The sequence below is a fragment of the Streptomyces sp. NPDC032721 genome (genome assembly GCF_055579625.1).
Genome location: NZ_JBVIMX010000011.1, coordinates 26,747 through 46,188, shown reverse-complemented (window position 1 = coordinate 46,188; position 19,442 = coordinate 26,747). Strand labels below are relative to the sequence as shown.

Annotated in this window: 21 protein-coding genes; 9 read left to right on the top strand and 12 right to left on the bottom strand. The window is 71.1% G+C overall.

Annotated features, from left to right (window positions below):
• Positions 1–13 precede the first annotated feature (13 nt).
• Both ACZ5PB_RS23260 and trpS read right to left on the bottom strand, forming a co-directional pair.
• Complete coding sequence (locus tag ACZ5PB_RS23260; RefSeq protein ID WP_468693646.1) at positions 14–595, bottom strand: 2'-5' RNA ligase family protein; 582 nt, start codon at positions 593–595, stop codon at positions 14–16.
• A 163-nt stretch (positions 596–758) separates the two neighbouring features.
• Positions 759–1,769, bottom strand: coding sequence for a tryptophan--tRNA ligase (gene trpS / locus ACZ5PB_RS23255; RefSeq protein WP_468693645.1), 1,011 nt, complete (start codon positions 1,767–1,769; stop codon positions 759–761).
• Positions 1,770–2,002: 233 nt separating this feature from the next.
• Between trpS and rocD the strand changes: the two genes are divergently transcribed.
• Positions 2,003–3,268 carry an ornithine--oxo-acid transaminase gene (gene rocD, locus ACZ5PB_RS23250; protein ID WP_468693644.1) on the top strand — a complete coding sequence of 422 codons (1,266 nt, stop codon included), beginning with the start codon at positions 2,003–2,005 and terminating at the stop codon, positions 3,266–3,268.
• Between the two features lie 48 nt (positions 3,269–3,316).
• Here the strand turns inward: rocD and ACZ5PB_RS23245 are convergent, their stop codons facing one another.
• Positions 3,317–4,507, bottom strand: a complete 1,191-nt coding sequence (locus ACZ5PB_RS23245) for a glutathionylspermidine synthase family protein (RefSeq protein WP_468693643.1) — start codon at positions 4,505–4,507, stop codon at positions 3,317–3,319.
• A gap of 2 nt (positions 4,508–4,509) precedes the next feature.
• Positions 4,510–4,818 carry a hypothetical protein gene (locus tag ACZ5PB_RS23240; protein WP_468693642.1) on the bottom strand — a complete coding sequence of 103 codons (309 nt, stop codon included), beginning with the start codon at positions 4,816–4,818 and terminating at the stop codon, positions 4,510–4,512.
• A 327-nt stretch (positions 4,819–5,145) separates the two neighbouring features.
• Here ACZ5PB_RS23240 and ACZ5PB_RS23235 point away from each other — a divergent pair, with 327 nt between their 5' ends.
• Positions 5,146–5,544: an STAS domain-containing protein gene (locus ACZ5PB_RS23235; protein ID WP_468693641.1), complete on the top strand. Its 399-nt coding sequence runs from the start codon at positions 5,146–5,148 to the stop codon at positions 5,542–5,544.
• Between the two features lie 19 nt (positions 5,545–5,563).
• Here the strand turns inward: ACZ5PB_RS23235 and pdxR are convergent, their stop codons facing one another.
• Complete coding sequence (gene pdxR, locus ACZ5PB_RS23230) at positions 5,564–6,985, bottom strand: MocR-like pyridoxine biosynthesis transcription factor PdxR (RefSeq protein ID WP_468693640.1); 1,422 nt, start codon at positions 6,983–6,985, stop codon at positions 5,564–5,566.
• Between the two features lie 46 nt (positions 6,986–7,031).
• Between pdxR and ACZ5PB_RS23225 the strand changes: the two genes are divergently transcribed.
• The 4 genes from ACZ5PB_RS23225 to ACZ5PB_RS23210 all read left to right on the top strand — a co-directional run bounded on the left by ACZ5PB_RS23225 (position 7,032) and on the right by ACZ5PB_RS23210 (position 10,625).
• Positions 7,032–7,541, top strand: coding sequence for a carboxymuconolactone decarboxylase family protein (locus tag ACZ5PB_RS23225; RefSeq protein WP_468693639.1), 510 nt, complete (start codon positions 7,032–7,034; stop codon positions 7,539–7,541).
• 212 nt (positions 7,542–7,753) lie between these two features.
• Positions 7,754–8,479: a response regulator gene (locus ACZ5PB_RS23220; RefSeq protein ID WP_468693638.1), complete on the top strand. Its 726-nt coding sequence runs from the start codon at positions 7,754–7,756 to the stop codon at positions 8,477–8,479.
• Entirely contained in the window at positions 8,476–9,600 is a 1,125-nt protein-coding gene (locus tag ACZ5PB_RS23215) for a sensor histidine kinase (RefSeq protein ID WP_468693637.1), read from the top strand. Before ACZ5PB_RS23220 ends, ACZ5PB_RS23215 begins: the two co-directional genes overlap by 4 nt.
• A gap of 386 nt (positions 9,601–9,986) precedes the next feature.
• Positions 9,987–10,625, top strand: a complete 639-nt coding sequence (locus ACZ5PB_RS23210) for a hypothetical protein (protein WP_468693636.1) — start codon at positions 9,987–9,989, stop codon at positions 10,623–10,625.
• Positions 10,626–10,735: 110 nt separating this feature from the next.
• On the opposite strand, the gene ACZ5PB_RS23205 is transcribed toward ACZ5PB_RS23210, so the two are convergent.
• From ACZ5PB_RS23205 to ACZ5PB_RS23185, 5 genes are all read right to left on the bottom strand, one after another.
• Positions 10,736–11,149 (bottom strand): transcriptional regulator, encoded by a 414-nt coding sequence (locus ACZ5PB_RS23205; RefSeq protein ID WP_468693635.1) that lies wholly within the window; start codon positions 11,147–11,149, stop codon positions 10,736–10,738.
• A 3-nt stretch (positions 11,150–11,152) separates the two neighbouring features.
• Complete coding sequence (locus tag ACZ5PB_RS23200) at positions 11,153–11,578, bottom strand: hypothetical protein (protein WP_468693634.1); 426 nt, start codon at positions 11,576–11,578, stop codon at positions 11,153–11,155.
• Between the two features lie 141 nt (positions 11,579–11,719).
• The gene (locus tag ACZ5PB_RS23195; RefSeq protein WP_468693633.1) at positions 11,720–12,652 is read right to left on the bottom strand and encodes an SDR family NAD(P)-dependent oxidoreductase; all 933 of its coding nucleotides are present in this window, start codon (positions 12,650–12,652) and stop codon (positions 11,720–11,722) included.
• A 136-nt stretch (positions 12,653–12,788) separates the two neighbouring features.
• Positions 12,789–13,214 carry a DUF4267 domain-containing protein gene (locus tag ACZ5PB_RS23190; protein ID WP_468693877.1) on the bottom strand — a complete coding sequence of 142 codons (426 nt, stop codon included), beginning with the start codon at positions 13,212–13,214 and terminating at the stop codon, positions 12,789–12,791.
• Positions 13,215–13,255: 41 nt separating this feature from the next.
• On the bottom strand, positions 13,256–13,702 hold the full coding sequence (locus ACZ5PB_RS23185) for an anthrone oxygenase family protein (RefSeq protein ID WP_468693632.1): 447 nt from the start codon (positions 13,700–13,702) through the stop codon (positions 13,256–13,258).
• 99 nt (positions 13,703–13,801) lie between these two features.
• On the opposite strand from ACZ5PB_RS23185, the gene ACZ5PB_RS23180 reads away from it, so the two are divergent.
• The 3 genes from ACZ5PB_RS23180 (at position 13,802) to ACZ5PB_RS23170 (ending at position 16,374) form a co-directional block, all read left to right on the top strand.
• Positions 13,802–14,380 carry a TetR/AcrR family transcriptional regulator gene (locus tag ACZ5PB_RS23180; protein WP_468693631.1) on the top strand — a complete coding sequence of 193 codons (579 nt, stop codon included), beginning with the start codon at positions 13,802–13,804 and terminating at the stop codon, positions 14,378–14,380.
• 149 nt (positions 14,381–14,529) lie between these two features.
• Positions 14,530–15,468, top strand: a complete 939-nt coding sequence (locus ACZ5PB_RS23175; RefSeq protein ID WP_468693630.1) for a hypothetical protein — start codon at positions 14,530–14,532, stop codon at positions 15,466–15,468.
• Between the two features lie 282 nt (positions 15,469–15,750).
• Positions 15,751–16,374 carry a histidine phosphatase family protein gene (locus ACZ5PB_RS23170; protein WP_468693629.1) on the top strand — a complete coding sequence of 208 codons (624 nt, stop codon included), beginning with the start codon at positions 15,751–15,753 and terminating at the stop codon, positions 16,372–16,374.
• Positions 16,375–16,442: 68 nt separating this feature from the next.
• Here ACZ5PB_RS23170 and ACZ5PB_RS23165 read toward each other — a convergent pair whose 3' ends face one another.
• Both ACZ5PB_RS23165 and ACZ5PB_RS23160 read right to left on the bottom strand, forming a co-directional pair.
• Positions 16,443–17,414 carry an ABC transporter substrate-binding protein gene (locus ACZ5PB_RS23165; RefSeq protein WP_468693628.1) on the bottom strand — a complete coding sequence of 324 codons (972 nt, stop codon included), beginning with the start codon at positions 17,412–17,414 and terminating at the stop codon, positions 16,443–16,445.
• A complete protein-coding gene (locus ACZ5PB_RS23160; protein ID WP_468693627.1) occupies positions 17,411–19,384 on the bottom strand; it encodes an ABC transporter permease in 1,974 nt (657 codons plus the stop codon). Before ACZ5PB_RS23160 ends, ACZ5PB_RS23165 begins: the two co-directional genes overlap by 4 nt.
• Positions 19,385–19,442: the final 58 nt, after the last annotated feature.

The following is a 19,442-nucleotide window of genomic DNA, read 5'->3' as shown; positions in this document are numbered from 1 at the left end:
TACGGCCGGCGCCTCAGCTCAGGGCCGGGGTGCCCTGCGGCAGGCCCTGGGGCGGTACGCCGCCCTGCGTGCCGCCGCCGAAGACGTAGTCGCAGAGCTTGCGCCAGACTCCGTCGGCGCCCTGCTCGTACAGGGCGAAGGAGACGCAGGACCACTCGGCGGCGTACGAGGACAGCTCCTCGTACGCCCGGTCCATGCCCTCCTCGCTGATGCCGTGCGCGACCGTGACGTGCGGGTGGTACGGGAACTGGAGCTCGCGCACCAGCGGCCCCGACGTGTCGCGGACCCGCTTCTGGAGCCAGGCGCAGGCCGCCGCGCCCTCGACGACCTTCACGAAGACGACCGGCGAGAGCGGGCGGAAGGTGCCGGTGCCGGAGAGCCGCATCGGGAAGGGCCGCACCGAGTCGGCGAGCGCCGCCAGGTGGGCCTCCACGGCGGGCAGCGCTTCCGCGTCGATCTCGGTCGGCGGCAGGAGGGTGACATGGGTGGGGATGCCGTGTGCGGCAGGGTCCCCGAAGGCCGCGCGCCGCTCCTGGAGCAGGCTGCCGTACGGCTCCGGGACCGCGATCGAAACGCCGAGCGTTACGGTCCCCACGTCGTTCTCCTCCGTCGTCGGTACGGGTCGGTGAATGATGCTGTCGCAGTGCAGTGTGGCGGGCACAGGGGCCTTGGTGCCAGAGTCCAAGGTCCGGGGCTCGTGTGAGCTGCGCCGCCCTCCGCGCCTCAGTGCCGCGTCGGTGCTTCGCGGGAGTGCCGCGTCAGTGCTTCGCGGGCAGGAAGCCGATCTTGTCGTAGGCCTGCGCGAGGGTTTCGGCGGCGACCGCGCGGGCCTTCTCGGCGCCCTTGGCGAGGATCGAGTCCAGCGTCTCCGGGTCGTCCAGGTATTCCTGGGCGCGGGTCCGGAACGGCGTCACGAAGTCGACCATGATCTCCGCGAGGTCGGTCTTGAGGGCGCCGTACATCTTGCCCTCGTAGTCGGCCTCCAGCTCGGCAATGGTCTTGCCGGTGAGGGTCGAGGCGATGGTGAGCAGGTTGGAGACGCCGGGCTTGCCCACCGGGTCGAACCGGATGACGGTGTCGGTGTCGGTGACCGCGCTCTTGACCTTCTTGGCGGTGGCCTTCGGCTCGTCGAGCAGGTTGATGAGGCCCTTCGGCGTGGACGCCGACTTGCTCATCTTGATCGACGGGTCCTGGAGGTCGTAGATCTTCGCCGTTTCCTTGAGGATGTACGGCTCCGGGACGGTGAAGGTCTCGCCGAGGCGGGTGTTGAAGCGCTCCGCGAGGTCGCGGGTCAGCTCGATGTGCTGGCGCTGGTCCTCGCCGACCGGGACCTGGTTGGCCTGGTAGAGCAGGATGTCGGCGACCTGGAGGACGGGGTACGTGAAGAGGCCGACGCTGGTGCGGTCGGAGCCCTGCTTCGCGGACTTGTCCTTGAACTGGGTCATCCGGGCGGCCTCGCCGAATCCGGTGAGGCAGTTCATCACCCAGGCGAGCTGCGCGTGCTCGGGGACGTGGCTCTGCACGAAGAGGGTGCAGCGGTCCGGGTCGAGCCCGGCGGCCAGCAGCTGGGCGGCGGCGAGGCGGGTGTTGGCACGCAGCGCGACCGGGTCCTGGGGGATGGTGATGGCGTGCAGGTCCACGACCATGTAGAAGGCGTCGTGCGTCTCCTGGAGCGCCACCCACTGGCGCACCGCGCCGAGGTAGTTGCCGAGGTGGAACGAGCCTGCGGTGGGCTGGATACCGGAAAGCACACGGGGTCGAGAGGCCATGGGGCCATTCTCTCAGGTACCGGCCCCCCGATCCGCCGGGGTCCGCCCCGGCGGTGGCCCCCCGGGTGCGTGCGGTCGGAGCGGTGCGGCGCGGAAACCGGCGGGGCAAGCGGCGGGGGAAGCGGCACGGCAGGCGGCGCGGGAAGGTTTCCGGGCCGGGTCTGTGACCGACGATACAAAGGGGCGCCGTCCGCGCCCCTCGCCGGACGGTTTCAACGACGATCGGAGCTCCCGTGTCGACTTCGGACGCCACCACCGCCACCACCGCCACCACCGCTGCCGCCACCACGGCTGTCACCACCGCTGCCGCCGCCCTCGCCTCCGCCGAGGCGCACAGCGCGCACAACTACCACCCCCTGCCCGTCGTCGTCGCCGAGGCCGAGGGCGCCTGGATGACCGACGTCGAGGGCCGCCGCTACCTCGACATGCTGGCCGGTTACTCGGCCCTCAACTTCGGCCACGGCAACCGCCGCCTGATCGACGCGGCCAAGGCCCAGCTGGACAGAGTGACGCTCACCTCACGCGCCTTCCACCACGACCGGTTCGCCGCCTTCTGCGCGGAGCTCGCCGAGCTCTGCGGCAAGGACATGGTGCTGCCGATGAACACCGGGGCGGAGGCCGTCGAGACGGCCGTGAAGACCGCCCGCAAGTGGGGTTACCGGGTGAAGGGCGTCCCGGACGGCCGGGCCCGCATCATCGTGGCGTCCGACAACTTCCACGGGCGTACGACGACGATCGTCAGCTTCTCCACCGACCCGGAGGCCCGCGCCGACTACGGCCCGTACACCCCGGGCTTCGACATCGTGCCGTACGGCGACCTGGCCGCTCTGGAGGCGGCGATGACCGACGAGACCGTCGCCGTGCTGCTGGAGCCGATCCAGGGCGAGGCGGGCGTGCTGGTCCCGCCGCCCGGCTACCTCGCGGGCGTACGGGAGCTGACCCGCGCGCGGAACGTCCTGTTCGTCGCCGACGAGATCCAGTCCGGGCTCGGCCGCACCGGGAAGACCTTCGCCTGTGAGCACGAGGGGGTCGTCCCCGATGTGTACGTGCTCGGCAAGGCGCTCGGCGGCGGTGTGGTGCCGGTGTCGGCGGTGGTCGCCTCGGCGGATGTGCTGGGGGTGTTCAGGCCGGGCGAGCACGGGTCGACGTTCGGCGGGAACCCGCTGGCCTGTGCGGTCGCGCTCGAAGTGATCGCGATGCTGCGCGGCGGCGAGTTCCAGCAGCGGGCCACCGAGCTCGGCGAGCACCTGCACCACGAGCTGAACCTCCTGGTCGGCGACGGCGCGGTACGGGCGGTGCGCGGGCGCGGGCTGTGGGCCGGGGTCGACATCGACCCGGCGATCGGCACCGGCCGGGAGATCTCGGAGCGGCTGATGGAGCGGGGCGTACTGGTCAAGGACACCCACGGTTCGACGATCCGGATCGCCCCGCCGCTGGTGATCAGCAAGGAGGACCTGGACTGGGGGCTCGACCAGCTGCGCGCCGTGCTGGGCGGGTAACCCGCTGCGGACCCGCAGCTGACCCGCAGCTGACCCGCAGCTGACCCGCTACAGGATGACGTGCGGCAGGAAGCGGGCGTACTCGTCCGTGACCAGGCCGGACGATTCCCGGATGCCGAGCCCCGCCGCTTCGTCCTCGACCACCCAGGCACCGAGCACCGTGCGGTTGCCGTCGAAGTCGGGCAGCGGGGCCAACTCCTGGTAACAGACGGGCTCTTCGGCCGGAGCCGGGGCCGGGGCGCCCGCCTCGTGGACGGTGACTCCGGCGCCCTCGCGGCCGAGCAGCGGCTTGGCGACGTAGCCGGGGCCGCCCTCGGCGGCCAGCTCGCGCGGTCCGTCGAGGTAGGAGGCGAGCAGGTTGGGGTGGCCGGGGTAGAGCTCCCAGAGGATGGCGAGCAGCGCCTTGTTGGACAGCAGCATCTTCCAGGCGGGCTCGATCCAGCAGGTGGTGCCGGTGCCGCCGCCGTTGTCGAGGGTGGACAGCACGTGCGGGCCGAACCGGTCGGTGGCCAGCCACTCCCACGGGTAGAGCTTGAAGCAGCTGCGGATGAAGCGGAGCTTCTCGTCGACGAAGCGGCGCGAGAGCCGGTCCCAGCCGATCTGCTCGACGGAGATGGCCTCGGTGCGGATGCCGGCCTGTTCGGCGGTCTCGCGCAGGTAGGCGACGGTCATCAGGTCCTCGCCGAGCTCGTCGCCCTCGGAGTGGGCGAAGTGCAGCGGGCCCGGCGGAAGGAGCCTGGCCTGCTTCTTCCAGGCGTCGACGAGGCGTTCGTGGAGCGAGTTCCACTGGTCGGCGCCGGGGAACAGCTCCTCCATCCAGAACCACTGCGGGCTGGCCGCCTCCACCAGGGAGGTGGGGGTGTCGGCGTTGTACTCCAGCATCTTGGCGGGGCCGGTGCCGTCGTAGCGCAGGTCGAACCGCCCGTACAGGGAGGGGAGTTCGGCGCGCCGCCGCCAGGACTCGGCGATCAGTCCCGCCAGTTTGGGGTCGGTGATGCCGAGGTCGGCGAAGCGGTCGTGGGTGACGATGTGCTCGGCCGCGGCCAGGCACATGGTGTGCAGTTCCTCGACGACCTCTTCGAGCGCCTCGACCTCGGGCAGGGTGAAGGAGTAGTACGCGCTCTCGTCCCAGTACGGGCGCAGGGTGTCGTCGGGGTAGCGGGTCAGGGGGTAGATGACCCCTTGTTCCTCGACGATCCGCTGCCAGTCGGGGCGGGGGTCAATGGTGTGGCGCTTCACGGTCAGCCGCCGCCGGAGCCCGAGCAGCCGAAGCCGCCCCTGTCGACGGCCTGCTTGTCGAAGCTGCCGCCGGAGACGCGGCGGTTGCTGACGGTGCCGCCGTAGTAGTAGACGCCGGAGTGGCTGGCGCTGCTTCCGCTGCTGCCGCCGCCGTCGTCGTCGTCCTCGCACTCGTAGCTGGGCAGCTCTTCCTGGGTGACGGGGTCCACGCAGCGCTGGTCCGGTTCGGAACCGCAGGCGGACAGGCTCAGGGCCAGCATTCCCATGCCGCCGAGCACCACTGTGCTGGACCTCAGTTTGCGCCGTGCCATGCCCGGCCACTCCCCCGCATTGCTCTTCTGCTCACTCTGGACCGTCGACACACTAGAGGGCCGTCCGGCCCAGAGGAACTCCGGTGAGAGGGGTAACGGGACGGAAGTGCGAAGTGGGTGGATTTGCCCGACGGGGGCCGCTGGGAGAGAGTGCCCGGTCGATGGTTTATCCTTCACCTATGTGCGGGATTTTCACCCCGCCCCCTCATACCGCCCCGGCCGGTCTCCCCCGTCCGGCCGGGGCTTCTGTTTCCTCGTGGTGCGCGCGGCCGGGTGATCCCTGGCCGCCGCCAGTACCCGGGACGGCGGGGGCTCGTTGCAGACGGCGTGAACACCACTGCAAGCCCCTCCCACATACTGCCGATCTCGATCCGCACCGGCCGAGGCCCGATGGGCCGCTGTGCCGCACCTCCCCGCTCCACGCAAGTGATCGCCTCGTGCCGCACCGAGGGCGCCACCCTCCGGGTCGCCGTACAGGGCGAGATCGACCACTTCTCGGCCGCCCCGCTGAGCGCGCTGCTCGCCTCGGCCGCCTCGTTCGGGCACACCCGGCTGATCGTCGACGCCTCCCGGGTGACCTTCTGCGACTCCGGTTTCCTCAACGCGCTGCTGGCCTGGCGGCGGGGCGGACGGCGGCTGGTCCTGGCCGCCGCCTCGGCCGCCGTACGACGGCTGCTGGCCGCGAGCCGGAGCGGAAAACTGCTGGCCGAGGAGGCGCGCTGGTGAACCGGCACTGGGGCGCTGCTCAGGGCAGGGACCTGAGCAGCGCTTCCAGGGTCGGCGCCCAGGCGCTGTCCGTCGGCCGGGCGTAGCCGACCATCACCCCTTCCCCGCCCTCCCCCGGCGCGTCCGGGTGCCGGTACGCCGACAGGCCCTCCAGCGCCAGGCCCTGCCAGTGGGCGGCGCGGATCACCGACTGCTCGGTGCCCGGCGGGAGTTCGAGGACGACGTGCAGCCCGGCGGCGATCCCGGAGACCTTGATGTGCGGGGCGCGCTCGGCGAGGGCGGCCACCAGATCGTCGCGGCGGCGCCGGTAGCGCAGCCGCATGGCGCGTACGTGCCGGTCGTACGCACCGGAGGCGATGAACTCGGCGAGGGCCAGCTGTTCGAGCGAGCTGGAGGTGTTGTCGTGCGGCGAGAGCAGCCCGGCGAGCTCCTCGGGCAGCACCGCCCAGGACAGCCGGAGCCCCGGCGCGAGGCTCTTGCTGGTGGTGCCGAGGTAGACGACCCGGCCGGGGTCCAGGCCCTGGAGTGCGCCGACCGGCTGGCGGTCGTAGCGGAACTCGCCGTCGTAGTCGTCCTCCAGGATCAGCGCACCGGTGCGCCGCGCCCAGTCGACGGCCGCCGCCCGCCGTTCGGGGTGCAGGGCGACCCCGGTCGGGAACTGGTGCGCGGCGGTCAGCAGCACCGCGCCGACCCCGCTCAGACCATTCAACTCCTCGGTCCTGGAGCCGAGTTCGTCGAGCCCGATGGCGGGGGTACGCAGCCCGGCAGCGCGGAAGCAGTCCCAGTGGAAGGGCAGCCCGTACGACTCCACGGCGACCGCCCTGGCGGCGGGCGTACGGCGCCGGAGGGCCTGGGCGAGGAAGGTCAGCGCGTTGACGTAGCCGGACCGGATCACGATGCGCTCCGGGTCGGCGTGCACGCCCCGGGCGCGGGCGAGGTATTCGGCGAGGACGGTGCGCAGCTCGGGCCTGCCGCGCGGGTCGCCGTACCCGAGTGCCTCGTACGGGGCTGCGGTCAGCGCCTTGCGGTACGCCTTGAGCCATTCGGCGCGCGGGAAGGAGGCCAGTTCGGGGGCGCCGGGGAAGAGGCTGAGGGTGGGGCGGGCCGGTGGCCGGCGCGGCCCGGCGGGCTGCGCCGCTTTTGGGGCGGTGGTGGCACGGGCGGCGACGCGGGTGCCGGAGCCCTGGCGGGCGGTGAGCCATCCCTCGGCGACGAGTTCCGCGTAGGCGTCGGCGACGGTGTTGCGGGCGATGCCGAGGTCGGCGGCGAGGGTACGGGAGGAGGGCAGCCGGGTGCCGGGGGCCAGCCGACCGGTGCGGGCGGCCTCGCGCAGGGCGTCGCGCAACGCGTCGCGCAGCCCGGTGCGCGGGCCCGCTCCCGAGAGGTCCAGATGCAGGTCTGCGCCGAAGTCGGCCTTGAAATTGGCCCAGGAATCCGTCACGGGAATGGACCATACCGCTGGTCCTTCGGCTCCGTACCGTAGAACCATGACGACGAACGAGAACACCCCCGCCACCGCCACCACCGTCCCCGAGCACACCCCCCGGATGAACTGGTCCGAGCACGCGCCCGAGGTCTTCAAGGCGATGCTCCAGCTGGAGAAGGCCACCCGGAAGCACCTCGACCCGGTGGTCGCCGAGCTGGTCAAGATCCGCGCCTCGCAGCTCAACCACTGCGCGTTCTGCCTGGACATGCACACCAAGGACGCGCTCGCCGCGGGCGAGAGCGTGGAGCGGATCATCCAGCTCTCCGCATGGGAGGAGTCGCAGCACTTCTACACGGCGAAGGAGATCGCGGCGATCGAGCTGACCGAGGCGATCACGGTGCTCACGGACGGTTTCGTACCGGACGAGGTGTACGGGAAGGCCGCGAAGCACTTCGACGAGGTGGAGCTTGCGCACCTGATCGCCGCGATCAACACCATCAACGCGTGGAACCGCTTCGCGGTGTCGACGCGGATGGTGCCGGGGCACTACACGGCGGGTTCGCACCGCTAACGCCCGTCCGACACCAGCTGATCGCGGCCATGAGGAGCTTTTCCCTTACATCCGATTTAGCGCTTTATGTGTAAGGCGTGGAAGACTCGCGGTCGAGCCGGACGGCGGTGCGTGCGGGCAAGAGCTGCCCCGCGCCGAGCTGAGGCGATGTCGGCGTAAGGGAGCGGTGAGCACCGTTGGTTCAGACCGGGAGGGGCAGAGCGGCTGTGCCCATGGTGAATGTCATGGTCGTCGACGACGACGTGCTCCTGCGCCACGGACTGCAGCGCATCCTGGAGAGCGCCGACGACATCAGGGTGTCAGCGGTGTGTGACGGACCGGACGCGGTGGCGCAGGCCGAACTGCACCGGCCCGATGTGGCGCTGGTCGACATTCACATGCCCGGCCTCGATGGCCTCAGCGTCCTCGCTGCCCTACGCGGCCTTGCGGCTCCGCCGGCCGTGGCCATGCTGACCGGTTTCGGCACCGACGAGAACGTCGCGCGAGCGCTGACCGCGGGTGCTGTCGGCTTCTTCCTCAAGGACGCCGCGGCCCGGGAACTGATCCCGGGGGTGCGGCTGCTCGCCGCAGGAGGAAGCGCCCTGTCCTCTCGGGTGACGCACTCGGTCGTACGCCCGGCCATGGCCCCGGTCACCGGGAGGCTCGGGGTGGCACGCGGCGGCGGGGCGCCGCCCGGGGCCGCTGCCGCCCGGCTCCGCGGCGGGCAGCTCACCGACCGGGAGCGGGACGTGCTCGTGCTGCTGGCCACCGGGTTGACCAACGCGGAGATCGCGAGCCGCCTCTTTCTGAGTCGGTCCACGGTGAAGGACCACGTCAGCTCCGTCCTCGCCAAGCTCGGCGCGGCCAACCGCATCCAGGCGGCGGTCCTGGCCCAGCCCCTCGTGGACGGCCGTGCGGCGACCGCTCCCGGGACCGCCGGCGGCACCGAGCAGCCATGAGCATCCGCCCGCCTGTGTGGGCCGTGGAGGCCGCGGTCGTCGGGGCGGCCGCCGCAGAGATGATCACCGTGGTCGACCAGGTCGGGCCGGTGACGGCCGCCACCTACGTGCTCGCGGTCTGCGCTCTGGTGCTGCGCGGACGGTGGCCCGTGGTGGCCCTCCTCGCCACGCTGCCCGCGGCCGTCAGCGGCTATCTGTGGCTGGCGCCGATGACCGCCCTCGGCACCGCGGCCGCCGCGCTCTCGCGCCCGCCGCTCGTCTACGGCTGTGCCGTCGTGATGTTCCTGACTGCCGCGACCCCCGCAGCACTGGTGGCGGCGCGCACCCTGTCGGTGCACCACTGGGCCGCCGCCCTCCTGGGCCCCGCCCTGTTCAGCGCCGGGCCGACGGCTCTGGGGCGGCTCGCCCACACCCGGCGGCAGTTGGCCGGCCGGCTGGCGGAACTGAGCGAGAGCCGGGAGCAGGAGCGCAGACTCGTGGCGGAGAAGGCCGTCGCGACCGAGCGTGCCCGGATGGCCCATGAGATGCACGATGTGGTGTCCCACCAGGTGAGTCTGATCGCCATGGAGGCCGGGGCGCTCGCTCTCACGTCTGCGGACCCGCAAGCCCGGAGCAGCGGCGAGCGTATCGGCGAGCTGGGCAGCAAGACCCTCGACGAGCTGCACACCATGCTGGGCGTCCTGCGCGGCGCGGAGGGCGGCGGGCTGTCGGGCCTGGCCGATCTGCCCGCCCTCATCGCGGCCAGCGGGCTCGCGGTGCAGATCGAGCGCCGGTTGCCGCCGCGCATGCCCGCGCCGCCGCCCGCCACGGAGCATGCCGCCTACCGGATCGTCCAGGAGGCCCTGACCAACGCGGCCAAGCATGCGCCGGGCAGCGCCATCAGCGTCACTGTGTCGGCCGCGTCGGACTGCGGCCCGCTGGAGATCGAGGTGGTCAACGGGCCCTCGGTCGGCTCCTTTCCCGCGCCCGTGCCCTCGGCCGGCCACGGGCTGCTCGGCGCGCGGGAGCGGGCCGCCCTCCTGGGCGGCACCGTGACTGTCGGCCCCACCCCGGACGGCGGCTTCGTGGTGCATGCGGAGCTGCCCTGCCGGGGGCCGCATCGACAGCCTGACCTGCACTGAGCGGACAGGGTCGGCCCCTCGGGCGGCGGACCCCCGCCAGGTGGCCACACAAAACAGACATAGGTAATTTACGGCGCCGAACAAGGCAGCGCGGGATTGAGTGCGCCGGCTCGGCGGAGATACGTTCGCCGCGCCGTCCCGGGGTCTCGACCAAGACACTCGGGGGACTGTCGCGGTGGGGGAACCGAGCGTACGCCGGAGCGATCCGGCATACGTCGACCACTACATACATGTCCAGGCCATCCACTTCCGGCCGTTCTGACCAGACGCCGGAAACCGCAGTGCCCCAGGGGGGGGGGACCGAGCGAAGCGTGTGGTTTCGCTCGGCCGGGCATCACCACGCCTTCACCCTCCTTGTGCACGAACACGCAAGGAAACAAGCACAGATGAACATGCGTACGCGACTGAGCACCGTCGTCATCTCCGGTGTCACCGCCTTCGCCATCGGCGCGACCGGTGTCTCCACGGCCTACGCGGCCGACGGGGGCCCGACCCGTGCGGCCGACCGGGCCGAGCAGGTCACGCAGGAGCAGATCGACCAGGCGGCCGCCTACCTTGAGGCGATCGACAAGGGGGAACACCTCGACGCGAACGGCAACTTCGACTACGAGGCCACCAAGGCGAAGTTCGGCGTCGAGCTCGCCGACGCCCTCAAGCCGTACTTCACGGGCACGGACACCCCTGAGGGCGTGCAGCGTTCGTACGGCAGCTGCCTGCTGGACGCAATCGGCCTGGGCGGCCTGGGCGGCGTCTCCAAGGAGCTCGACAAGCACATCAGGGCCAAGAACTGGCGCAAGGTCGCCGAGATCGGCCTGAAGGAGGCCGCCAAGCGAGGCCTGAAGATCACGGTGAAGGGCGGGGTCGCGGGCGCGACCGCGATCCTGGCCGCCGCCGCGGTCTACTGCATCTGGAAGGGCGCTCCGACGGCCCCGGAGACGGCCCCCGAGGCGGTGGCGGAAGGCTCCGGCTTCACGCCGGTGTCCTTCGCGGGCCGTGATGCCGCCTCGTTCGCTCTGGCGGGCTGAATTCCCGTACCGCATCGCCTGGTTGAGGCGGTGAGTGGTCTCGCCCTCTCAGGGTGGTGAAGCAGGTCCCGTCAGGTGGTGCGGCGGGGGCGGGCCTCCGGTGTCATGTGTCATGCACCGGAGGCCCCGTTCGCATGCGCCCCTTCCGGGTACGCCGTGTTCGCCGGTGTCGTGCGTGTCTCGGCGCCCGACTGCCGCCCGTCGGCCCCGTCGCCATTGCCGACGATGGCGTACAGGGAGTCGAGGTACGCGGCGAAACGCTCGCGTCCACTCTCCGAGAGCCGGACGTGGGTGACGGTGACACGCTTGACCCGCAACTTGGCGATCTCCACGAGCTCTTCCTTCTCCAGGATCGCGAGCTGGCGGGAGAGTTCGGGGGTGCTCAGGTGCAGGCTGTCGCGCAGGTCGGCGAAGGCGACGTGCTGGATGCGGTTGAGGGTGGCGAGGATGGCGAGGCGGGTCGGCGAGTGGATGGCGTTGACCAGCGCCTCGCGCGGTTGCCGTTCCTGTGCGTTGTCGGCCACCGGTCACTTCCTCCAGCGCAGAACGAGGTAGACGGCGGCGGCGACGGTGGGGAACGCCGCGGCGACGAGGTGGGCGGCGAAGGTGTCGGGGCCGTCACCGAAGACGAGGCCGATGCCGGGGATGCCGACAAGGGCGGCGGCACAGAGCCGGGCGCCGTTCTCCAGGCGGGTGTGCGGCCGCCTGCGGGCAGCGTTGTCGTGATGGCCGTTCCAGCGGAGCAGCAGGACGAGGGCTGCCACGAAGACCAGGATGCCGGCGGGGCGAGGCAGGTCGAACTCCAGCGCGGCGACCAGCCCGCCGTACAGGCCGACGAGCGTGGCCACGCCCACCACTCGCTCGCCCGGGGAGGCCGGCCGGCTCAGATCGGGGGCTGCGGTGATCACCGCCAGCTGGTCGGCGGGGCCGGGGAGGGGGTCGTTGTGCGTCATGGTTACCATGCTGGCAGCTAGTTACGAGATGTGCAACTAGGTGGGCTGTCGGCACTTCCGGAGCCGCAGCGGACACGGCGGGCTCGGTCAAGCACTGACGACGCGAGCGCACCGGGGGCCCGCGCCTGGCGGGGCTCGCGCCTAGCGGAAGCCGAGGTGTGGGTCGTCGGTGCCGGTGAGCTCGCCGCTCACGGTCCACAGGCGGGCGGCGACCGCCCGGTCGGCCATGTGGGAGGGCACCGGCTCGCGCCGTGGCGCGCCGCGCAGTCCGAACACCCTCGGCCCCCACAACTCCCCTCCCCGTACCGCCGGGTCGAGCACGGCACGGACGACGGGCCGGGCTCCGGCGTGCTTGCCCTGCACCAGCAGCCCCGCGGGCAGGGCACGCAGCCGGGTGCCGGGGGTGGTCACGTGCACCGGCGGGCGGGACGGGGTGAGGGAGTCGAGTGCGCCGCCGGGGTGGGCGACCACGCTGCGGACCGTACTGCCGACGGCACGCAGCCGGTGGTCGAGTTCGAAGCCGAAGCACATCTGCGCCAGCTTCGACCGGCCGTAGGTCCGCTTGGGGCGGTAGTCCCGCGTCGACTGCGGATCGTCGAGGTCCAGCCGTTCGGAGCGCGCCGCGAAGCTGCCGACCGTCACGACGCGGCCCGCCGGTGCCGCCGACAGCAGAGGGGCCAGGTGCTGGGTGAGGGCGAAGTGGCCGAGGTGGTTGGTGGCGAACATCAGCTCGTGGCCGTCGGCGGTCTCGCGGCGCGGCGGGTCGTCGAGCGCGACCCCGGCGTTGTGGACCACGGCATCGAGCCGGTCCAGACCCAGAGCCCCCAGGCCGTCCGCAACGGTCTTCGGCGACGCCGGATCGGCGAGGTCGAGCGGCAGGTGGCGCAGCCGCGCCCCGGGGACCCGCGCACGGATCGAGCCCATGGCGGCGTCGGCCTTCGCGGAGTCCCTGCTGCCGAGTACGACGAGGGCGCCGGTGGCGGCGAGCTGTTCCGCCACGAAGTAGCCGATCCCGGCGTTGCCCCCGGTGACCAGGTAGGTACTGCCCTCGGCGGACGGTGATACGGAAGACATGGCGGCGGACTCCTCGTGCGGGGCAACGTGCTCACGGGGAGCACCGGCCCGCCCAAGGTCACACCCGCCGCCGACAGACCACCGACATCCCAGGGCCACCGCCCCACAGACCGCCGACACCCTCTCCCCTCCCCGCTCAGGCGGGCTGCGGGGCGGACAGTGCCGGAGCGGACGCGGCCCTGCGGGTCTCGTGCAGCAACAGCAGGCCGTTGAGCACCATCAGCGTCGCGGTCAGGCCGTGGATGCCGAGCGCGGTGGCGACGGAGCCGTGGTGGGACAGCACGGTGGTCATGTCGCCGTAGGCGGCGAGGGCTTCCACCAGCAGCACCCAGCCCAGCGCCCGGCGGTGGCCCGTCACCAGGAGGATGCCCAGGCCCAGGGCCATGACGACGTCGCGGATCCCCTTGATGACCAGGAAGCCGCCGCCGTCACCGGACGGCCAGGTCGGCAGGCCGAAGGTCGGCGCCGTCGTCTCCGGGCTGAGGATGAACTCCGTCCCGAACCAGAGGATGAAGAGGACGAAGGCGGCGGCCAGGACAGTATTGATCTTCTTCAGCGACACGTTCAGCGACACGGGTCTTCTCCTTACGAGGCTTCGTTGGCTCAGACGAGGGCGGTGACCAGCAGGGCGAAGGCGCCGATGATGACGGCGACGCGGACGTAGTGCCAGCGCTCCCAGCGGTTCATCTGCTGCTTCCAGTCCGCGGGCCGGTTCTCGGGGGTCCAGGTCTTGTTCCGGTTGTTGATCGGGACGAGCAGCAGGAGCGACATGACCACGCTGAGCATCAGCAGCGCCCCGGCGATGACGACGAGGCCGGTGCCGGCCACCTGCCACCCGGCGGCGGCCCATATGCCGACCAGTACGAGCGAGCCGATGTACCAGAACGGCATCACGGCGCCGAGCATCCGGCCCCCGTGGGCACGGCCGAGCTGGCCGCTGTCCTCCGGGAGGGCGTCGAGGATCCGGTTGATGACGAAGGCGACGGAGAACTCCACCCCCACCATCACGCCGACGACCACGGTGGTGACTACCTCAAGTGCGTTGAGCATGACGATCCCCTGGATCCCTAGTGCGTCTAGCGCTGCTAGCTGATGAGGCAACGCTAGCCCTACTGCCGCTCTTTTGTCTAGCGGTGCTAGGATCGAGTCATGTCAGTACAGGAACGCAAGGAACGCGAACGGTCGGAGCGCGAGCGCCTCATCGTCTCGACGGCCCGGGAACTCGCCGAGCAGCAGGGCTGGGACGCGGTCACCACCCGCCGGCTCGCCGAGCGCATCGAGTACAGCCAGCCCGTCCTCTACAGCCACTTCCGCGGCAAACGCGAGATCATCGGCGCCGTCGCCCTCCAGGGCGCCACCGAGATGGCCGTGGCGGTACGGGCCGCGACCGCCGCCGCCGACGGTCCGCGCGAGCGGGTCGCCGCCCTGGCCCACGCCTACCTCGACTTCGCCGCCCGCCACCCGGCGGTCTACGACGCCATGTTCCAGCTCGACGGCGGGCTGGCGTACGCACAGGAGGAGACTCCGGGCCCTCTCAAGGACGCGTTCGCCGCACTGCTGGAGACCCTCGGCGAGGCCGCCGGGGACGGCGTCGCGCCGGGGCTGTTCACCGAGGTGTTCTGGGCGTCGCTGCACGGGGTGGCGACCCTGACCCGGTCGGGACGGCTGCCTGCGGAGGAGACCGAGTCACGGCTGAAGGTGCTGGTGGACCGGCTCCCCGTGACCTGAGCCACGACCTCTGACGCCGTGACATGACGACGACCGGGCGACTCGGGCGGCCCGGCGGGAGGCCGCGTCAGATTTCCGTCGCGCCCCGAACGAGTGAGTCCCACATATCGGCCGGACGCCCCTGCCCCGCGACCCCTAGGTTCCCGACCATGGTCACCTCACCGCACGAGGCCTCGCACCGGATCTTCCAGGAGCGGCCGGAACTCCTGACCCCAGTGTTTCGGCTGCTCGGCCTGCCTCTGCCGAAGCGTGCGTCCGTAGAAGTCCTGTCGGCGGACGCGACCGAGATCCGGCCGTTGGAGAGACGCGTGGACAGCGTTCTGCGCGTCACGGCCTGCGACGGCCCGACCTTTCTGCTCGCCATCGAGGCACAGGGAGGGAAGAAGCCGGAGAAGGCCTCCAGCTGGGCCTACTACCTGGCCTACCTGTACGCGAAGTACGACTGCCCGGCACTTCTCCTGGTCGTCTGCCAGGACCGGTCCACCGCGAAATGGGCCGCCGGGCCGTTCCGTATGGGACTCGACGACTGGACGGCCCAGACCACACACCCCCTCGTCCTGGGCCCGGACAATGTCCCGATCATCACGGACAGTGCCGAAGCGGCACAGGACCTGGCCCTGGCCACCTTCTCGGCAATGACACATGGCAGAGCAGCCGACTCCACGGCCATACTGGAAGCACTCGCCATCGCCCTCGGATCGGCGGACAGCGAGTCCGCCGAGTACTACTCGGAGCTACTGGAAATCGGCCTCGGCGACAGCCCGGCCAGAGCGACCTGGAGGAAAATGATGAGCGTGGTCACCTACTTCCCCGGGCGCGGCACCTACCGGGAGACGGCCTACCTGGAGGGCAAGGGCGAGGGCAAGGCGGAGGGAAAGGCCGAGGGCAAAGCCGAGGGGGAGGCCGTCGGTAAGGCCCAGAGCGTCTTGCGCATCCTCGACCTCCGTCAGGTACCCCTCACCGATGAAGACCGCACCCGGATCACCGCCTGCACCGACCTTGCGGTGCTCGACCAGTGGGTGGACCTGTCCGTGACCATCACTGACGTGACCCGCCTGTGGGCTTCGGAGCCCGACCAGGAGCAGTAACAACCGGCGTCGTGAAAAGCTAGTCCGTGGAGTCGTCGGGCTTCGGATGTGCGGGGAGGTTTTCGAGCTCCCCCTCTCCGCACCCCGTCACCAGCAGCCCCGCGCACAGGACCGCCGCCGTCATCGCTCCATCTCGTGCTCGTCGCGTGGCTCTCCCACCCCGTGGGTTCGGGTGCGGATCTCGCAGGTTCGTACAGAAGGGGCGTCGCGGAACCGGTATCGGCTCCAGTGGCGTCCCGCCAGGGGTATGCAAGATCCATTGGTGGGGCGAGGGAGTTCGGAATGAGCGGGATGGCCGCGCGGCATCTGTATCTCGTACGGCATGGCGAGGCCACGGCGGATGAGAGCGGGCTGACGGAGAACGGGCGGCGGCAGGCGGTGCTGCTCGGGGAGCGGCTTCGGGGCGTGCCGTTCTCGGTGGTTCATCACGGCCCGCTGGCGCGGGCGGCGGAGACCGCGCGGCTGGTCGCGGGGGAGTTGAAGGGTGTCCCGCTGCACGCCTCGGAGGTTGCCGGGGACTACGTGCCGTATGTGCCGGAGAGTGGTGAACTTCCGGTGGAGTCACGGGAGTTGTTCGAGGGGTTCCTCGGGCAGTTCTCGGCCGGGGAGCGGGAGCAGGGGGCCGTACTGGCGCGGGAGGCGCTGGAGCGGTTCACCGGGCCCGTGGACGGTGACGAGGTGCGGCATGAGTTGGTCGTCACCCACAATTTCCTGGTCGGCTGGCTCGTCCGGCACGCCATGGACGCGCCCGAGTGGCGCTGGCTCGGCCTTAATCAGTGCAACGCCGCGCTCACGGTGATCCGGTACGCGCCCGGCCGGCCCGCTTCCGTTCTCCTCTCCAACGACATGCGGCATCTGCCCGCCGAACTGCGCTGGACGGGGTTTCCGCCCGGGTTTCATGTGTGAGGGGTTCGTACCGGCAGCGAAGGGTGGGACGCTCTCGGTCGAGAGCGTCCCACCCTTCGGGCGGCCGGCTACTTCGGCAACCAGGCCTTCCAGACGGACTCGTTGTCCGCGACCCACTTCTCCGCCGCCGCCTCCGGGGAGAGCTTCTGGTCGGCGATCATCAGGGACACCGCGTTCTGCTGCTTGGCGTCCCACTTGAAGTTCTTCAGGAACTCGGCCGCCTTGCCGCCCTTCTTGGCGAACTTGGCGTTCATGAACTTCATGAGAGGGGTGGTCGGGTACTCGCAGTCGATGGCTTCGGGGGCCTTCGCCGCGCACTCGTCCGTGTACTTGGGGAGCTTCACCTCGACCATCGGCACCTGCTCGAACAGCCACTGCGGCTTGTACCAGTAGGTGAGGAAGGGCTTCTTCTCCTTGGCGAAGCGCTGGATCTGGGTGATCTGCGCGGCCTCGGAGCCGGAGAAGACGACCTGGTAGTCCAGCTTGAGGTTGTTGACGAGGGCCTTGTCGTTGGTGACGTAGGACGGCGAGCCGTCCAGGAGCTGGCCTTTGCCGCCGCTCTCCGCCGTCTTGAACTCGTCGGCGTACTTGTTGAGGTTCCGCCAGTCCGTGACGTCGGGGTGCTTGTCCGCGAAGTACTTCGGGACGAACCAGCCGATGTGGCCGATGACGCCGACCTCGCCCGCCGGGACGATGGTCTTCTTGTCCTTGACGTAGAGGGCTTCCTGGTCCGGGTGGCCCCAGTCCTCCATGATCATGTCGACCCGGCCCTGGCTCAGGGCGTCCCAGGCGGGGACCTCGTCGACCTGGACGGTGTCGACCCGGTAGCCCATCTCGCGTTCCAGGATGAGCTTGGCGACGGCGACGTCCGCCTGTGCGCCGACCCACGACTGGACGGAGAGGGTGACCGTCTTCGCGCCCGCCGCGTCCGCGTACGGGGATGCCTGCTGGGTCATGTCCGCCGCACCGCAGCCGGTGAGGAGGAGGGCCGCCGCGCCGAGTGCCGCGGCCTTGAGTGTCGTACGACGGTGGATGTTCATGCGTCCTCCTTGCCGGCCGCGCGGGACGACGGCTGTGTCACGCGGTCGAGCATCAGGCCCAGGCAGACGATGGCCGCACCGGCCACCAGACCCGTTGCCAGGTCGCCCTGGGCGAGGCCGAACACGACGTCGTAGCCGAGGGCTCCCCCGCCGACCAGGCCGCCGATGATGACGACGGCGAGGACCAGGACGACTCCCTGGTTCACGGCGAGGAGCAACGACGGGCGCGCGAGCGGCAGTTGGACCTGGCGGAGCTGCTGGCCGCTGGTGGCGCCGAGCGAGCGGGCCGATTCCAGGGCGGCGGGGCTGACCTGCTGGAGGCCCTGGGTGGTGATGCGTACGACGGCCGGGAGGGCGTAGACGACGGCCGCGGCGGCTGCCGGGGCGCGGCCCACGCCGAAGAGCGCGACGACGGGGATCAGGTAGACGAACTGCGGCATCGTCTGCATGACGTCGAGCACCGGGCGCAGGATCCGCTCCAGGCGGCTGCTGCGGGCGGCGGCGATGCCGATCGCGAAGCCGAGGACGAGGGTGACCGCCACGGCCGCCAGGACCTGGGACAGGGTGTCCATGGAGGGCTTCCACACGCCGAGTACGCCGATGGCGCCCATCGCGAGGACGGCGGTCAGGGCGGACTTCCAGGTGCCGATCACCCAGGCGAGCGCGGCGACCAGGAGCAGGACCGCGTACCACGGGAGGGACTGGAGGCCGGAGCGGACCGGGTCCAGGATCCAGGTGGTGAAGTGGCCGGCCCAGTCGGCGGTGCCGCCGATGACGGGGACGCCGGAGTAGAGGTGGTCGGTCATCCAGCCGACGGCCTTGTTGACCGTCGGGGCGATCTCGACCGACCAGGAGGACGGCCACAGGAGGGCGCCCGCGAGGCGGGTACCGACCGCGACGACCGCTACGACGAGTACGCCGGCGGCGGCCGGGAGCCAGGAGCGGTTCGGTTCGCGGTCGCCCGCGCCCGCCGCCGCCGTGACCCGGTCCAGGACGATCGCCATCAGGACGATGGGCAGGCCCGCGGCGAGGGCCTGGCCCACGTCCACCGAGGCCAGGGCCTGGTAGACGCGGTCACCGAGGCCCGCGGCGCCGATGACGGAGGCGATGACGGCCATCGAGAGCGCCATCATGATCGTCTGGTTGAGGCCCAGGAGGAGTTGCTTGCGGGCGAGGGGCAGGCGGGCCGTGAGGAGGCGCTGGGGTGCGGTCGCGCCGAGCGACTCGACCGCTTCCAGTACGCCCTTGTCGGCGCCGCGCAGACCGAGCGCCGTGAGGCGGGCCATGGGCGGGGCGGCGTACACGACGGTCGCCAGGACCGCGGCTGGCACGCCGATGCCGAAGATCAGGACGACCGGGAGGAGGTACGCGAAGGCGGGGAGCACCTGCATCGTGTCCAGGACCGGGCGCAGGATGCGGAAGGTGCGGTCGGAGAGGCCCGCGGCCAGTCCGAGCAGTGCGCCCAGGGCGACGGAGGCGGCGACGGCCACCGCCATCAGCGCCAGGGTCTGCATGGTCGGCACCCACATGCCGAGCAGCCCGCAGACGGCGAGGGCCGCGACGGTGCCTGCGGCCAGCTTCGCCCCTGCCGCACGCCAGGCGACGAGCGCGGCCAGTGCGGTGGTGCCGGCCCAGCCGAGGGCGAGCAGCACCAGGTAGACGGCGCGGACGGAGAGGACCACGGCGTTGGAGATGTGGCCGAAGAAGTAGAGGAAGAGGGGGTGGCCGTCACGGTTGTCGATGATCCAGTCGCTGACCTTGCCGAGGGGCTCGGCGAGATCGACGGTCAGAGCCGCGGGCCAGGTGCCGGAGGCCCAGCGGGAGTGCGCGACGGGGACGAGGACGGCCGCGACGACGAGGAGCACGCCGAGCTTGAGGAGGGCGGGGCGGCTGGTCAGGCGCTCGCGCCAACTGGGCTGTCCGTCCCGGGACTTGGCGGCCGGGGAGGCGGTGGTGGTCATGGTGCTCATACGGCGATCACCTGGCCCGGGGGTGCCGTACGGGTCGTGCCGGTGGGGCAGGTCGTAC

Excerpts from the sequence above, each read along its gene's own strand:
- trpS (WP_468693645.1), bottom strand. The coding sequence starts at position 1,769 with ATGGCCTCTCGACCCCGTGTGCTTTCCGGTATCCAGCCCACCGCAGGC.
- ACZ5PB_RS23240 (WP_468693642.1), bottom strand. The coding sequence starts at position 4,818 with ATGGCACGGCGCAAACTGAGGTCCAGCACAGTGGTGCTCGGCGGCATG.
- ACZ5PB_RS23225 (WP_468693639.1), top strand. The coding sequence starts at position 7,032 with ATGACGACGAACGAGAACACCCCCGCCACCGCCACCACCGTCCCCGAG.
- ACZ5PB_RS23220 (WP_468693638.1), top strand. The coding sequence starts at position 7,754 with ATGGTGAATGTCATGGTCGTCGACGACGACGTGCTCCTGCGCCACGGA.
- ACZ5PB_RS23215 (WP_468693637.1), top strand. The coding sequence starts at position 8,476 with ATGAGCATCCGCCCGCCTGTGTGGGCCGTGGAGGCCGCGGTCGTCGGG.
- ACZ5PB_RS23210 (WP_468693636.1), top strand. The coding sequence starts at position 9,987 with ATGAACATGCGTACGCGACTGAGCACCGTCGTCATCTCCGGTGTCACC.
- ACZ5PB_RS23200 (WP_468693634.1), bottom strand. The coding sequence starts at position 11,578 with ATGACGCACAACGACCCCCTCCCCGGCCCCGCCGACCAGCTGGCGGTG.
- ACZ5PB_RS23195 (WP_468693633.1), bottom strand. The coding sequence starts at position 12,652 with ATGTCTTCCGTATCACCGTCCGCCGAGGGCAGTACCTACCTGGTCACC.
- ACZ5PB_RS23185 (WP_468693632.1), bottom strand. The coding sequence starts at position 13,702 with ATGCTCAACGCACTTGAGGTAGTCACCACCGTGGTCGTCGGCGTGATG.
- ACZ5PB_RS23180 (WP_468693631.1), top strand. The coding sequence starts at position 13,802 with ATGTCAGTACAGGAACGCAAGGAACGCGAACGGTCGGAGCGCGAGCGC.
- ACZ5PB_RS23175 (WP_468693630.1), top strand. The coding sequence starts at position 14,530 with ATGGTCACCTCACCGCACGAGGCCTCGCACCGGATCTTCCAGGAGCGG.
- ACZ5PB_RS23170 (WP_468693629.1), top strand. The coding sequence starts at position 15,751 with ATGAGCGGGATGGCCGCGCGGCATCTGTATCTCGTACGGCATGGCGAG.
- ACZ5PB_RS23165 (WP_468693628.1), bottom strand. The coding sequence starts at position 17,414 with ATGAACATCCACCGTCGTACGACACTCAAGGCCGCGGCACTCGGCGCG.
- ACZ5PB_RS23160 (WP_468693627.1), bottom strand. The coding sequence starts at position 19,384 with ATGAGCACCATGACCACCACCGCCTCCCCGGCCGCCAAGTCCCGGGAC.